Raw genomic sequence first — 13,570 nt, 5'->3', positions numbered from 1 at the left:
ATGTTTGATTTAGTAGATCTATTAAAAAAAGAGACCACCAACACCGCCTCAGGTGCTGAAGGGGACGCAGAAACCAAACTGACCTCGGTATTGTTTAATCAAACTACTCAGTGTCGAGAGTTGGTTTCAGAAGCGTTTCGTTTTGAAGGGATCAGCTTACCGGCGATTCTGAACAATAGCGATAGTGAGATCAAGCAGCATGTGCGTGAATCGACGATTGAAATTGTTATCGTTGAGCTGAATCTCAGTGACAATGTGACCGAAGATATGGAGCGCATCCGTCATTTATTGCCTAACCACGCTTCTGTGGTTGTGATTGGTAGCGAAGATGCCATTTCGACTATCCGTAACTTAAAGGCGATGGGCTTTTATTATCTGTTTTGGCCAATATCTAAGCAGGAATTAATTGATTTTATCATTAATGTTAATGATAACCGATTTAGAAATAGCGGTTTAGGAAAAAACCGCCGAGCAAAAAAAGTCGCAGTGTGGGGAGCAAAAGGTGGCGTAGGCGCCTCGTTGCTGACGGCAGAAATTGCTTCAGACTTGTCGGTCAATAAAAATAGTTCCTGTGTCATCGTTGATCATCAGTTCTCTGGTGGCAATCTTGATATTTTACTGGGCTTAAGCCGCTTTGAAAAAAAAGCAGTCTCACCTGGGGTGCTATCCAATAGCCTCGATGTGACCTATGCGATGAATATGACCAAAAAAGTCAATGAAATGCTGTCACTGCTGGCGATTGAATCGGAAGAGCTCAATGAGTTTGAACTTAAAGATTATGTGCGTACGCTGTCCAATGAACTGGCTGTGCAAAGTAACTTTATTTTAGAAGATTTGTCCAGCTCATCGCACTGCCAAACCGATATTGATTATATTGCCACTGAGTGTGAAATGTTATTGCTAATCATTGAACCAACGGTGTCGTGCTTACGCCAGGCGACGCGTTTTTTGAGTGACTTGGACAAACGCAAATCGAATGTGCGCTGTTTTAAGATTCTTAATTACACCTTGCCAGAAAAATATGCAACGGTGACCAAAGACGAAATTGAAAAATACATACGTCAAAAAATTGATGTGGTTTGCCCACATGAGCCAAAACTGAATCAAATGGTGCTGGAAGGTAACCATCTTTATGATCATCAGTACCCGCTCAGCCAGAGTTTAACCAAAATCACGGCACTTTTATTGGGGCAAGACAATAAATTTTCTCAACGTGGGTTTATGAAACGTTTAATGCGGAGACGATAATATGGACCAATCGAAATCGATATTTATCTCTATCCGTGACCAAATCTTTGAAGCACTGGAAGCTGAGGCGGTTAATACTTTATCTCGTGAACAGTTAAGTAAGCAACTTGCCAAAGCGATTGATTTACTTATTGAGCGTGAAGGTTTATCGGTTGCCACCATTGTACGGGCTGACTTTGTTACAAGCTTGGTTGATGAACTGTTGGGTTTGGGCCCACTGCAAACCTTAATGGACGATGACTCAATCAGTGACATCATGATTAATGGTCATAAAAATGTCTTTATTGAGCGTGGTGGAATGGTTGAAAAATCCTCGATTCACTTTATTAATGAAGAGCAGTTATTGCAAATAGCCAAACGCATTGCTACCCGTGTTGGCCGTCGAGTTGATGACTCGCAGCCAACCTGTGATGCGCGTCTTGCCGATGGCAGTCGTGTCAATATTGTTGTTCCTCCCATTGCCATCGACGGCACATCCATTTCGATTCGAAAGTTTAAAAAGCACAGTATTGATCTGCCTAAGTTGGTTGAATTTGGCGCTATGAGCCCTGAGATGTGCCAGGTGATGATGATTATTGCCCGTTGTCGATTAAATATACTCATCTCTGGCGGTACGGGTTCGGGTAAAACCACCATGCTCAATGCCTTATCGCAATATATTTCAGAAAATGAGCGTATTGTCACCATAGAAGATGCGGCGGAATTGAAGCTACAGCAACCGCATGTAGTACGTCTAGAGACACGTAAAGCGGGGATCGAAGGTAATGGCGCGGTGGATCAGCGCGACCTGGTGATTAACTCTCTGCGTATGCGTCCCGATCGCATTATTGTCGGTGAGTGTCGTGGTGGTGAAGCGTTTGAAATGCTGCAAGCGATGAACACTGGTCATGATGGTTCGATGTCGACCTTGCACGCCAATACGCCGAGAGATGCGCTGGCACGTGTAGAAGCCATGGTGATGATGGCCACCAATAATTTACCCTTAGATGCGATTCGTCGCACGATTGTCAGCGCAGTGGATGTAGTGATTCAAATCAGCCGTTTGCATGATGGTAGCCGTAAGGTGATGAGCATTTCTGAAGTCGTAGGGCTTGAGGGCAGCAATGTGGTGTTAGAAGAGATATTTAAGTTTCATCCTTCTTCAAAACAGAATGAAAATGGCGATGGGAAAGTGAAGGGCAGTTTTATGACCGCCGGTTTGATGCAGCGCTCAGTCCTAGTTGAAAAAGCCCGTTTTTTTGGTTTAGAAGAGAAGCTAAACAGCGCCTTTATTCGAGGGCAACACTTATGATCTATTGGCTAGCATTAATATTGGGCGGTGGTTTACTATTTTGGGCATCACGCCGTGACCAAAAGGCAGGGAATCATTACTTAGAAGAGATGAATAAAACCGTTTTTGTTGACTCCATGGATACGGATAAACAAGCAGTTAATATGCAAAGTTTAACTGCAGAAACCTTTTCACAGAAGGTTGAGCGTTATTGGAATAACATTTTGCGACAACTTGGTTCAATGGCGCTAATAAAAGTTGCCATATACTTTGTTGTTGCGACCATTGCGGCCAATTATCTCAATCGTATGTTTATTCAAACCCATTGGTTGGTGGCCATTATTGCCTTTAATATTCTCGCGGCAATATGGGGAGTTATGTGGTTGCAAAAGCGTGAGAAAAAGCAATTTGAGGAATCTTTTCCTGATGCATTAAATATGTTAACCAGTGCGGTCAGTGCCGGTGAAAGTATTATGCATGCGATTATGTTTGTCGGCAGTTCACTGGACTCGGAAGTGGGCAAAGAGTTTAAGAAAATGGGCGAACGTTTACAAATTGGTGAAACGCCTGACAGTGTGTTTCGTAAATCTTGCCGCCGTTTTCCTTATTCTTCTTTTCAATTTTTTGTTATTACCCTGCGCGCCAATATGAATCGCGGTGGGCAATTGAAAGAGGTGATGACGCAATTAAATCGCTTGATGTTTATGGCGCGCTCGGTTGAAAAAAAGAAATTTTCGATGACCTCGGAAGCGCGTGCTTCGGTGAAAATTGTCGCTGCGATTCCCTTTTTCTTCTTATTTATCTTGCAGTATTTAAGCCCAGAAAATTTTGAGTACGTGATGTTTAACCCCAGTGGGCGACCGATTCTCTATTACGTAATTTGCAGTGAAGCCATCGGGATATTTATTGTCTGGAAACTAATGAAGGCGGTGGACTAATGTTAACTGAACAACACACAATTTTTCTTTGCTTGGTTTTTATAGTTGCTGGTTTTTTTATCTTGCTTAGCCAGATTTTTAACCGTATTCAGAGACGCCAACACTTTGATAACTTTGTTGGTGATAAGAAAGAGCAGCAGAAAAAGCCATTCTTAGATGTGATATTATTTGCCATTACTCGCGCCTTTACCAGTAATGAGGAAGAGGTGTTTAAAAAGTTTTATGCTGCGGGTTTTTATCACTTTAAATACGCTAAATATTATATCCCGTTAAAATATATCAGCCTGCTTGGCGGTCTAGTTGGGCTCTATTTTATTCATCAAGAGCAATGGTTATCGGCTAATAATGTGATGATTGCTTTTGCCATTTGGTTGATGATTTGTATTTTGGCCCCCGACGCTTTTCTGGCATCAAAGGCTAAGGCATTAACGCGTAAAATTTCCAAGCAACTGCCTTATCTACTGGATTTAATGGCAGTCTGCGTGCAAACCGGGATGACGATTGAGTCGTCGATGAGTTATTTGGGTAAAGAGATGGCAAGTTTTGATAAAGATCTTTCGCACATGCTGAATAAAACCACCGATAGAGCCAGAATTGTTGGTTTAGATAAAGCGCTGGATGAACTGTACGCAACGATTATTTCCAATGAGATGCGCAGTTTTGTGATGACGTTAAAGCAAAGTTTGCAGTATGGGACTTCGATTTATCATGTCCTGACGACGCTTGCTAAAGATATCCGTGAAGTGCAAATGTTGGATATCGAAGAGAAAATTGGTCAATTGTCAGCCAAGATGTCGATACCGTTAGTATTATTCATCATGATCCCGGTTGTTATTTTGATCACAGCTCCAGGAATTATGAGGATGATGGCCGATGTATAGATATAGCATGGTGTTGATTATGTTGGGCATTTTATCTGGTTGCGCCGCACCAAAGTCCAGTCTGAACTCTTTTGATAGCCAAGAGAGTATGTTAGCTCAGACCCAGAACCACAGTAAGCTTATTTTACTTTATAAAGAAGAGCTGAAAGTAAAGGATTCTGTTGAGATGCGTATCAAACTGGCGAACTCTTACCTGCAATCGGGCGATCCTGAATCGGCGTTGTTTGTTATCTCCCCCGCAACCTTTGGTCAAAAGCCACCGGTTGAGGCTTTGTTGATTCAAGCCCATAGCCAATATGAACTGGAAGACTTTACCCGCGCTGAAGTCACGGCAAAGAGAGCCTATGAACTTGATCCGAAAAATGCTGAAATCGAAAACTTTCTCGGAGTGATTTACGCCGGTAATGGCAAGTACCCACAAGCGAGAACTTATTTTAATTTAGCGCGTACGCATTTTTATGATGACGTGAAGATAAAAAATAATTTAGCCGTATTGGATATTATCGAAGGTGATTATAAACAAGGTGTCCAACGCTTATTACCTGTCTATCTCAATGGTCAAGCCGATAAGCAAGTGGAAGCCAACTTGACGCTGGCGATGGCAAAGCTGGGTAACTATGACTACGTAAAATCGCTGTTGATACAGAAGTTTAGTAATCATGAAATTTCAGAACGCTACGCAGCGCTGCGAGGTCTAAAGAGTATTACCACGCAAGAAGCAAGCCTAGCGATTGATCCACCGACCGCGACTTTAGTGCCTTTGAGTGAGGAATCGCCACTCGACCAGGCGGTTAATGTGAATAATGGTGAATCCCATGAAACGCTTTAAACGGAATAGTAAAAATAAAGCTAAATCTAAGTCAAAAGGCGTGGCGACTATAGAGTTCGTGTTAGGTTTTATGGGTTTTTGGTTGATGTGTATGGCGTGGGTTGAGATGAGTTATATGTCGTATGTGTCTGCCGTCGGTGATCTTGCTGTGGCTGAAGCGGCCCGTGAATCGAAAACCGCTGGTGACGAGGATAATCCGCAATATTTAGCTAAATTTCGTGAAGTGATTAATAGTAGTGACGCTTTATGGGCAGGGTTAGTTGATACCAGTAATTTTCGTTTAACCGTTCAGCATTTGGCCGATCAAGATGCGTTAAACAAGTTCGAGGATTTTTGTGTTATCGAAGATGATGACGGAGAGGAAGCAACAGAGGTTGAGTGTGATGCACAACCTAATATGGCTATTGCTATCTATCGTATTGATTACGATTTTAACTTTATGTTTACCTACTTTATCGATACGACCTCGGTGTTTAGTCGTGAAGTGATAGTGATACAGGAGTATGAGCGTGAAGCATTTAATCTCTAGGTCACATTTAAGCTCTAGATCTCGTTTAAGTCCTAAGCCACGAGGTAAGCAAAAAGGCACGTTTAGCATAGAATTTGCCATTATTGGGGTTTTCTTTAGCCTTCTGATTGCCTTTAGTGGCGATGTGATTATTAAACTATCGGTCAAGGGTAAATTGGATCGTTTATCCTATTCATTGGTCAATATTTTAAAAGAGCGCACTCAGTTTTACTCGAGTGATCCTGATTTTACCGCAGATGGTAAGGTACTAAATAAGATATCAAAACAGTCACTTCAGCGAACCATGCCTACGTTTGAAAATAGTAATTATGGCTTACTCATTGAGTCACTGGCATTTTATGATCCAGACGATAACAGTACTTATGCTTCTCCATATTATCAAAGTCTTGAACGTGGGGGTAATCACTGCAGTGTGTCTGATTCACTTGAGGACTTAGAAAGTTTAGCGATACTCTCTTCTTGGGATCGTAAGGTGCCTTTATATCGTGTGACGCTATGCTATGAAACGGATAACTGGATTGGCGACTTACTGGGAACGCAGTTTAGTACTGTGAGTTCTTCTTCTTTTATGATTGGGCGTTAATTATGAATATAAAAGCTCGAATTAAACTCTTATTGCCCGTTGTCTTGCTTTATCTTTTTTCTGGTTATGCAGCAGCAGGCACTGATAGCGAGATGGCAAGAGATGGAAAAACCTATATTTTTATTAACAGTGATATTGATAATCAACAAGTCACTATTAACCATTTAAACAATATTTTATTACAAGCTCAGCAGTTAGAGAACAGAGTATATTTAATCGATATTGCTGAAAAAGCGAAGGACTTTCGTGGCGAAATCACTTATGTGCATGATAAAGATGGTACATACGTTGGTGATTTTATGCCAAGAGAGATCCCCGAAGTTGTCGAAGTATTTCGCGGCAAAGTTGTACAACATTATCGATTAGATTTTTACGGATTGAAGCTACTCAATGCGCTAGTCGTCGAGTATCAGGAGAATAATGATGAAAAATAAACCATGGAAGGCCATAGCAGTCGCAGTTAGTCTATGTATGGCATCCGGCGTACAAGCAAGTTCAGTTGATAATCAAGCACTAAGTTACTACTGTGGCGGCAAGAATGTTGAGTTTGAAAAGCACATCACGGTTGGTAAGGGCACGCGTGTCTTTTTAAACGAAGGGCCTTTTTATCAAATAGAGCAAGCGGGTGAATATGAGCCAACGTTAGACTTTATTAATAAACAAATTATCAGTACGGGTGTTAATGAAGACTGTTCGGAGTTTTTATTAACCAATGGTCTATTTAAGCCCGTTAATGATGATGGTGTTATTGCTCGTGTGTACTTCGACTTCAATAAAGCAACGCTCACTGATCAGTCTCGTTATGTACTCGATAACGTTATCCGTCTTATTAAGATGAATACGCAAGATATCGTTCTCGAAGGGCATACCGATGAAGTAGGTAGTCATGACTATAACTTTTCATTGGGCTTAAAGCGTTCGCAAGCGGTAGAGCAGCACTTGACTCGTTTGGGTGTCGATCCTGGACTTGTTGATTCAGTCTCTCGTGGTAAAACGCAGCCGATAGCGAGTAATAGTACAGCTGAAGGTCGAGCACAAAACCGTCGAGTAGAAATTAAATAACGCTTCTATCACGATAAATATACCTTGTTCGTGTTTAGGTTTAGCTAACGAGCCCTTTATTTCGTAAAATTTAAAGGGCTTTTTATTGGTAAGTGTTTAACCTGCAACTAACTAACTAACTAACTAACTAACTAACTAACTAACTAACTAACTAACTAACTAACTAACTAACTAACTAACTAACCAACGATCTTATTTTAATCATAAGCGACTATTTATTATGTTAGCTAGGCAATAAATTATTCATCCCCTCTGCTTACTGCTATTTTTATTGTTACATTCCTTATTGATATTTATTTCACTTATATTTCTCTTTCGTGTCACTTTTATTTAATTTGTCTAAATAGCAATCTAATTAATATTTCCAGTTGGAGTGATGGCTTGGTATTATCAATTTCATAATGTGACTCACGTCACGAAATGGATTGAAATTTGCAATGTCATGAAAGTTATTGCTGTGACATACCTCACATTAGAGGGCTAATTTGTATTGAATTGTATAAAAAAGCATCTTTCTGTATGTTTTTTTTGTATATATCAACTTTTTAGGGGGCTCATCACTAATAAAGTGAAATATGTATGAAATATTTCCCGAATAATATTCTTTCCAGTTTTTATCGACATGTAAAAACAGTAAATTCTATTTTGGTTACTTTGGAAGGGATAATGAAATTAACAACTACTAAAGCACTACTTACGACAAGTATTGCACTAGCATTAGTCGGCTGTAATAGCTCATCGGATGATAATAACGATATTGTTATTGAAGAATGTCAAACATTTAATAATAGCCCAGAGATTATTGTTAAAGGCGGTAATGGTGATGAACTGACGCAGCAAACTATAACTATTGCTGCTACAGGTGATATGCATGGTCGTATTTTTGCCCATGACTACGCGACTAACCGTGCAGATGCTAACGCTGGTTTCACTAAGATCTCAACGTTGATGCAAGAAGAGCGTGCGCAAAATCCTGATATGGTGCTAATTGACTTAGGCGATACCGTTCAAGGTAACTCTGCTGAGTTGTTTAATGACCTTCCTGTACACCCTGTTGTTGAAACATTGAATGCAATGGATTTTGATGTATGGGTTCCAGGTAACCACGAGTTTGATTTCGAACGTTCTTTCTTAGATCGTAACTTAGCAGGCTTTAATGGTTCTGCTGTTTCTTCAAACATCGTTTGGGATAAAAACTCTACAGAATGTGACACAAGTGGTGAAGAAGTTGATTTCCTAAAAGGTTACCAAATCTTTGAAATCAATGGTGCAAAAGTTGCTGTTGTTGGTCTGACACCTTCTTGGGTAACTAACTGGCAGTCATCTTCGCCAGAAAACTTCCGTAACCTTGGCTTTAAAGAAGAGCTTGAATCAGTACGTGCTGCTGTTGATGAAGCGATTGAAAAATACAGCCCAGATGTTGTTATTGGTGCACTTCACTACGGTCGTAAAGATGGCGGAACAGGCGTTCATAAAATAGCCGTTGAACTGGCGGATCGTTTTGATGTTATCTTTAATGGTCACGAGCACTCAAAGCATATCGAGCAAGTATTTGCTAATAACGATCACAGCCAAGACATGACTGACATCTCAGAAGGTGGCAGTAATGAACTAGAAGATAAAGAGCTATCTATCGTACACAACAGTGAAACTCGCCACAATTCTGTGAAAGTGATTGAACCAGGTAACTGGGGTTGGGCATTGGCTAAAGCTGAAATTGAACTTGAAAAAGATGCACAAGGTCAATGGCAAATCGTTGATACCACACTGGCAAACCGCACTGTGAATGGTATTGATGAAGATCCTGCAATTCAGCAACAATTCCAACATATCCATGATCAGTCAATTGAGCATGCAGAAACAACCGTTGGTATCGTTGATGGAAACTTTGTCTTCCCAGGTTACGATGCACTAGGTGTTGGTGGTGATGAAGCGACTGGTGAAGGCACGGTTGAAAATAGTGAAGGTGCACGTCTGTATACCACTATTCATATGGCAAAAGTTGCCGATATGCCTTTAGTTGATTTGATTAACCAAATTCAAATTAAGAACATTGAAGAAAAAGCCGTTGACGCTGATAACAACCCACTGAACTTAAGCGTTGATGTATCTGCAGCAGCGTTATTTAGTGATGAGTCTAACCTGATTGACGGTCAAGAGTACCGTAACATGGATAGCTCAAACCTTTACATGTATGACAACCAGTTAGTGGCTGTTTCAATGAAAGGTTCAGCACTAAAAGAGTACATGGAATGGTCTTACGGTTACCTAAACCAATGGCAAGACGGCGACCTTATTGTTTCTTTCAATACTGATGTACGTGCTTACAACTACGACCATTTTGATGGCACGATCCAATACGTCGTTGATATCTCAAAAGATGAAGGCGAGCGTATTACGATCAGTGAAATCGCAGGTACTGCTTTTGACCCTGCAGCTCAATACACTGTTGCAGTCAATGATTATCGCTACTCTTCAACATTAATTAGCAAAGGCTGGATTACTGAAGATGACATGCTTTGGATCTCTGCAGATGAACCTGTTTATGCTATCCGTGACATGTTGACAGCGTACGTAAATGAAGCTGGAACACTTGATGCTGAGCAGTTTGTTAATCAAAACTGGTACATCAAACAGTTCGGTAAGATGAACCTTGACGGCACATGGGATGAAGCAACTAAAGGCGATATTCTTAAGGCTCGTGAAACTGAAGAAGGTAGCGCACTGTGGAAGAAACTGCAAAATAAAGAAATTTGTGTAGTTCGTGATGATAATCGTGATAACTCACTTGTTGAAGCCGTTAACTACAAGAATGACAGCTCTTACTTCATCAATACTGATAAAGAAAATCCATACGAAGGTTGTACCCACGCAGCTCAAGCTAAATAGATTTATAGCTTTATCATTTAAATAAAACCCAAGCGGGAGCCTACTACTCCCGCTTTTTTAGTAGAAGTTACCATGAAACGTTCGATTTTCCCTTTATCTATATTTTTACTCTCTAGCTTAATTTTATATTTTTCAATGCAATGGTCACAAGAATTTCGTCCATCGACAGTGCATAGCCAAGCATTTGTAGCAGCAACAGTGAGTGAAGTAACAGCAAGTCACGTCCAGCGTGATCCACGTGTACCTTCTATTTATACGGGGAATCAGACCGTTCAAGTCGTTATCAATGAAGGGCAGCATGAAGGGAATCAAGTACAAGTCGAAAACAGTATTAGTCGTCTGCACAATGTACATTTATCAGAAGGGGATGACTTTATTCTTTTGATTCGTGAGCGTGGAGATGAGTTACTTTATTGGGCATTTAACCATGACCGAGCACCAGCAATCTATTCCATGTTATTTGTGTTGATTGCATTAGTGGTTGCTTTAGGTGGTTGGCAAGGCGTTAACTCACTGGTCTCTCTCTATTTTACCGGTGCGTTGATTATTGGTGTTTTAGTCCCTGGACTATTTGCAGGTTGGCACCCAGTTATATTAGCGATAGGCCTTATTACGCTCAAGGTTGTCGTTAGCTTTTTACTTATCGCAGGCTGGAATAAAAAGTCTCTAATCTCAATGCTAGGCACACTATCAGGCTTAGTCGTTGCAGGCTTTTGTGCGCAACTGTTTGGTGAAATGGCAAACTTAAATGGTCTGTACCTTGATAAGGGTGAGGACATTTTATTTTTAGGTGGGAGCAATCAAGTGCAAGTGCGCTGGCTACTATTTGTTGCCATTATGATTTCAGCATTAGGTGCTGTGATGGATGTAGCTATTTCAATGGTTTCATCTTATCAAGAATTACTTGAAGCAAACCCTAACCAATCGAAAAAACAGCGATTTATAGCAACAATGAGAATTGGGCGAGATATTTTAGGCACCATGACCAATACGCTAATTTTAGCCTTTGTGGGTAGTTCGCTAACAACGATTATGATGATTTGGGGCTTCCAGATGCCGCATATACAATTTATTAATATTCCAGCTATTGCACTATCTATTATTCACGGACTTGCTGGCAGCATTGGTTTGACGCTAACCATTCCTATTACTGTTGCACTTTGCCACTGGATATACAACAGAGAGCAAAAGTAGTATCAATTCTAGGATTCAGGATTCAGGATTCAAGGTTGCTGGCTCAACAACAGCGCTATTACGATGACGTTTAGCGCTGTACATTGAAACATCGGCATAATGAATCGTCTCTTCAATATCCTTATGCTTCTTTTTATCGTAATGACAAAAGCCAATACTAGCGCCGACTTTCAAGTGAATACCATTGAAAACGATATCGTTATTGATTTTACGTTGTAGATCGCTAATGAGTTGAGTGGTTTCATTTTTATTATAATGTTTATGCGTAATGATAATAAATTCATCCCCCCCTAAGCGATATGCCACACCCTTACCTTTAACCGTATTGGTGATACGCTTCGCCACGGTTTGTAATAAGTAATCACCAGCAGAATGACCATACTTATCATTGATTGGTTTGAATTTATTTAGGTCGAGCATAAAAATAGTAGGGGTGGATTTATTGCCACCTTTTATTTGTGCGATGTGCTTGTTAAAAGCAAGACGGTTATTGATCCCCGTTAATGGGTCAGTGACCATCTGCTTTTCAGTATCCTTATGAGCATTAATCAGTTTCGTAATATCAAGCGCTGAGCATTCTAATTGATATTCATTGACGATGGCAGTATTCACTTTGAAGTAGCGCCAACCATTTGTTAATCGAATCATAAAACGACCGCCATGGCTGAACTCTCCCTGCATCGCTTTAACAATAAACGCTTCACGCTTGGTTCTATTTTGCTGGTTATTGACGATATGTAAGTCACCAAAAGCAGATTCGAACTCATTATTAGCACGGATTAGTTTTTTGTTCTTGGTATCGATAACAAATAGGCAGACTTGAGTTAAATCATAGGTTTTTTGATAGATTAACTCATTTTTTTGAATAGTATCCAAGCTCGATATTAAGTGATCACGCAGTTGATCAATCGATGAAAAAAGTTGTGAAAATTCATCGAAACGATAGGAAGGCGATTGTGTGTTTAATTTACCTTCACAAATCAAGTAACCATAGCGCTTAGCTTCATAGAAGGGTGTGGATACAATTTGCAGAATTTTACGGCTAAATAGCATAGCCATTAAGAGTAGAATAAGGGCAATAAGAATGATTTCTGGCAATGAAGATATGATAAGTTCCTGCCACGAGGTGAGTTCAACTTTGCCATCATTGATACCTAGGTGCTCTTTCGATAAAAACAAGATTGAAAGTAAAATAGAGGCAGGAATAACTGAATAAATAATATATAAGCCAATAATATAGTTAGATAGCTTTTTTGTTGTTTTTCTTTTAGACATGACCAATCTCGAGATATCCTCCTAACCCGAATTGATTATATATTACTCTATTATAACAAGCACATAATTATAAGCCATTAGTTGCCTATTGGCGCGTAAGTTAGCACTTGATCACAAAACTAACCCCATTGGTTTACATTACTTACATTGATTTCTGAAGCAACATCGCGTTAATTAAGGCTAAAGGCAGTACTCTTACTTATATTGATAATATTGTTTTTTAAATGGCTAAATTTAGATCGAGTTAAGAAGCTTTTGTGGTGCTTGATTGCAATGTTTGAAAGCCAAAATAAATTCTCATAAATGTTGTGATCCAGCATAAAGCAGCAAATGAAAAAGCAATAAAATCAAAGTGTTGAGGGAGCAAGCACAGCAGAATAAAACAGAAAATAGTTTCCGTACCCTCCGTTAACCCAGACATATAATAGAGCGACTTATGCTTGTAAACTGGGTTTTCTATACCTTGTTTGCCCGCCATGATTGCAAAGGCCAAAAAGCTGGTACCTGTGCCAATAAATGAAAAGATAAGTAGTGCACCAGCAATGGCATTTTGTTCAGGATTAGCAAGAATGAAACTAAATGGAACAAGAGAGTAAAAAAGAAAATCTAGGCTAATATCTAAAAATCCTCCAGCATCTGTGATCCCTTGTATACGAGCTAAAGCGCCATCTAAGCCATCACAGATCCGATTGATGAGGATGATGGCTAAGCCCAGTTCATATTGCTTAGCCCATAATGCAGGTAAAACAAGGCAGCCAATAAGAAATCCCACCACTGTGACTTGATTCGCGGTGACGCCACTCTTATGAAGTAAACTTGCGGCTTGTTTAAGTGGCCATTTGATAATTTTGATACTAAATCGGTCTAACATA

Annotated in this window: 13 protein-coding genes; 11 read left to right on the top strand and 2 right to left on the bottom strand. The window is 40.1% G+C overall.

All coding sequences use genetic code 11. The features are described from left to right. From BCU68_RS01345 to BCU68_RS01295, 11 genes are all read left to right on the top strand, one after another. The gene (locus BCU68_RS01345; protein ID WP_102563169.1) at window positions 1-1,248 is read left to right on the top strand and encodes a chromosome partitioning protein ParA; all 1,248 of its coding nucleotides are present in this window, start codon (window positions 1-3) and stop codon (window positions 1,246-1,248) included. Between the two features lies 1 nt (window position 1,249). After that, the gene (locus tag BCU68_RS01340; protein WP_102562979.1) at window positions 1,250-2,539 is read left to right on the top strand and encodes a CpaF family protein; all 1,290 of its coding nucleotides are present in this window, start codon (window positions 1,250-1,252) and stop codon (window positions 2,537-2,539) included. After that, on the top strand, window positions 2,536-3,456 hold the full coding sequence (locus tag BCU68_RS01335) for a type II secretion system F family protein (RefSeq protein ID WP_102562978.1): 921 nt from the start codon (window positions 2,536-2,538) through the stop codon (window positions 3,454-3,456). Before BCU68_RS01340 ends, BCU68_RS01335 begins: the two co-directional genes overlap by 4 nt. After that, window positions 3,456-4,337 (top strand): type II secretion system F family protein, encoded by an 882-nt coding sequence (locus BCU68_RS01330; protein ID WP_102562977.1) that lies wholly within the window; start codon window positions 3,456-3,458, stop codon window positions 4,335-4,337. The genes BCU68_RS01335 and BCU68_RS01330 overlap by 1 nt, the downstream gene beginning before the upstream one ends. A gap of 19 nt (window positions 4,338-4,356) precedes the next feature. Further along, window positions 4,357-5,166, top strand: coding sequence for a tetratricopeptide repeat protein (locus BCU68_RS01325; protein WP_157935154.1), 810 nt, complete (start codon window positions 4,357-4,359; stop codon window positions 5,164-5,166). Further along, window positions 5,153-5,695, top strand: a complete 543-nt coding sequence (locus BCU68_RS01320; RefSeq protein WP_102562975.1) for a TadE family protein — start codon at window positions 5,153-5,155, stop codon at window positions 5,693-5,695. The genes BCU68_RS01325 and BCU68_RS01320 overlap by 14 nt, the downstream gene beginning before the upstream one ends. Further along, entirely contained in the window at window positions 5,688-6,278 is a 591-nt protein-coding gene (gene tadF, locus BCU68_RS01315) for a tight adherence pilus pseudopilin TadF (RefSeq protein ID WP_241901252.1), read from the top strand. Before BCU68_RS01320 ends, tadF begins: the two co-directional genes overlap by 8 nt. Before the next feature lie 2 nt (window positions 6,279-6,280). Beyond that, complete coding sequence (locus BCU68_RS01310) at window positions 6,281-6,712, top strand: hypothetical protein (RefSeq protein ID WP_102562973.1); 432 nt, start codon at window positions 6,281-6,283, stop codon at window positions 6,710-6,712. Continuing rightward, window positions 6,699-7,340, top strand: a complete 642-nt coding sequence (locus BCU68_RS01305) for an OmpA family protein (RefSeq protein ID WP_198591667.1) — start codon at window positions 6,699-6,701, stop codon at window positions 7,338-7,340. The genes BCU68_RS01310 and BCU68_RS01305 overlap by 14 nt, the downstream gene beginning before the upstream one ends. A gap of 666 nt (window positions 7,341-8,006) precedes the next feature. After that, entirely contained in the window at window positions 8,007-10,229 is a 2,223-nt protein-coding gene (locus BCU68_RS01300; RefSeq protein ID WP_102562971.1) for a 5'-nucleotidase C-terminal domain-containing protein, read from the top strand. 72 nt (window positions 10,230-10,301) lie between these two features. Then, window positions 10,302-11,423 carry a YibE/F family protein gene (locus BCU68_RS01295; protein ID WP_102562970.1) on the top strand — a complete coding sequence of 374 codons (1,122 nt, stop codon included), beginning with the start codon at window positions 10,302-10,304 and terminating at the stop codon, window positions 11,421-11,423. A gap of 15 nt (window positions 11,424-11,438) precedes the next feature. Here the strand turns inward: BCU68_RS01295 and BCU68_RS01290 are convergent, their stop codons facing one another. Together BCU68_RS01290 and BCU68_RS01285 are read right to left on the bottom strand one after the other, a co-directional pair. Beyond that, the gene (locus BCU68_RS01290; protein ID WP_102562969.1) at window positions 11,439-12,698 is read right to left on the bottom strand and encodes a GGDEF domain-containing protein; all 1,260 of its coding nucleotides are present in this window, start codon (window positions 12,696-12,698) and stop codon (window positions 11,439-11,441) included. A 244-nt stretch (window positions 12,699-12,942) separates the two neighbouring features. Beyond that, window positions 12,943-13,569: a CDP-alcohol phosphatidyltransferase family protein gene (locus BCU68_RS01285; RefSeq protein WP_102562968.1), complete on the bottom strand. Its 627-nt coding sequence runs from the start codon at window positions 13,567-13,569 to the stop codon at window positions 12,943-12,945. Window position 13,570 lies beyond the last annotated feature (1 nt).

The sequence above is a fragment of the Vibrio sp. 10N.286.49.B3 genome (genome assembly GCF_002873395.1).
In the GTDB taxonomy this organism is placed as follows: domain Bacteria; phylum Pseudomonadota; class Gammaproteobacteria; order Enterobacterales; family Vibrionaceae; genus Vibrio.
This window is presented reverse-complemented; position numbering and strand designations above follow the sequence as displayed.

Coding starts and splice junctions, on each gene's coding strand:
- BCU68_RS01345 (WP_102563169.1), top strand. CDS start 1: ATGTTTGATTTAGTAGATCTATTAAAAAAAGAGACCACCAACACCGCC.
- BCU68_RS01340 (WP_102562979.1), top strand. CDS start 1,250: ATGGACCAATCGAAATCGATATTTATCTCTATCCGTGACCAAATCTTT.
- BCU68_RS01335 (WP_102562978.1), top strand. CDS start 2,536: ATGATCTATTGGCTAGCATTAATATTGGGCGGTGGTTTACTATTTTGG.
- BCU68_RS01330 (WP_102562977.1), top strand. CDS start 3,456: ATGTTAACTGAACAACACACAATTTTTCTTTGCTTGGTTTTTATAGTT.
- BCU68_RS01325 (WP_157935154.1), top strand. CDS start 4,357: ATGTTGGGCATTTTATCTGGTTGCGCCGCACCAAAGTCCAGTCTGAAC.
- BCU68_RS01320 (WP_102562975.1), top strand. CDS start 5,153: ATGAAACGCTTTAAACGGAATAGTAAAAATAAAGCTAAATCTAAGTCA.
- BCU68_RS01310 (WP_102562973.1), top strand. CDS start 6,281: ATGAATATAAAAGCTCGAATTAAACTCTTATTGCCCGTTGTCTTGCTT.
- BCU68_RS01305 (WP_198591667.1), top strand. CDS start 6,699: ATGATGAAAAATAAACCATGGAAGGCCATAGCAGTCGCAGTTAGTCTA.
- BCU68_RS01300 (WP_102562971.1), top strand. CDS start 8,007: ATGAAATTAACAACTACTAAAGCACTACTTACGACAAGTATTGCACTA.
- BCU68_RS01295 (WP_102562970.1), top strand. CDS start 10,302: ATGAAACGTTCGATTTTCCCTTTATCTATATTTTTACTCTCTAGCTTA.
- BCU68_RS01290 (WP_102562969.1), bottom strand. CDS start 12,698: ATGTCTAAAAGAAAAACAACAAAAAAGCTATCTAACTATATTATTGGC.
- BCU68_RS01285 (WP_102562968.1), bottom strand. CDS start 13,569: ATGTTAGACCGATTTAGTATCAAAATTATCAAATGGCCACTTAAACAA.